The sequence below is a fragment of the Polaromonas sp. P1_G2 genome, from assembly GCF_056405515.1.
The window spans coordinates 1-506 of record NZ_JBFUBY010000931.1 but is presented as its reverse complement, the minus strand read 5'-3'; the positions used below and the strand labels follow the sequence as shown (position 1 = coordinate 506).

Genomic DNA, 506 nt, shown 5'->3' with positions numbered 1-506 from the left:
CACTTGGTGAGGGGTGATCTCAACGCTCAACCCTGCTCACGCCTTCTCCGCAAACCACACCGTCGGAGCACCAACAACGCCACTGCTCTCCATCGCCTTTCCAAGTTCTTCGAGCTTGGTAAACGCGTGCGCCGCATCCGCAGTGGCGAAATCATGGATCACCGTCACGTCATTGGGGTCGTCGAGGGACCGAAAGACGGATTCGGCGATCACGCCATTTGCCTTTTGCACCGGCGCAAATGAATCGTAGGCCTTCCGCCAGGCCGCGTAATCGGAAACCTGATGCCGCACGAACACTCTCGTCATGTCACGCTCCTCCCGGTTGAAATCCCATCAATAACGCCGTCACGCATCCGCAAGGCGGCCGCATTGGACCGATGCCGACATATCAAATGTCGAGCCAGCTACGCTGCGCCTGAGGCGCAAACCCGCGCCGGGTATAGTTTCCGTATGCTGCTGGTCTTGCGCTTGCGGAAGTCTGTTTTATATCACGGAAAGTATACTTC

The 506-nt window shown here is 57.3% G+C and carries 1 protein-coding gene; it reads right to left on the bottom strand.

Annotation, left to right across the window (positions count from 1 at the left end):
* Window positions 1–36: 36 nt before the first annotated feature.
* Window positions 37–306, bottom strand: a complete 270-nt coding sequence (locus tag AC1D0P_RS28395) for an antibiotic biosynthesis monooxygenase (protein WP_477679788.1) — start codon at window positions 304–306, stop codon at window positions 37–39.
* Window positions 307–506 lie beyond the last annotated feature (200 nt).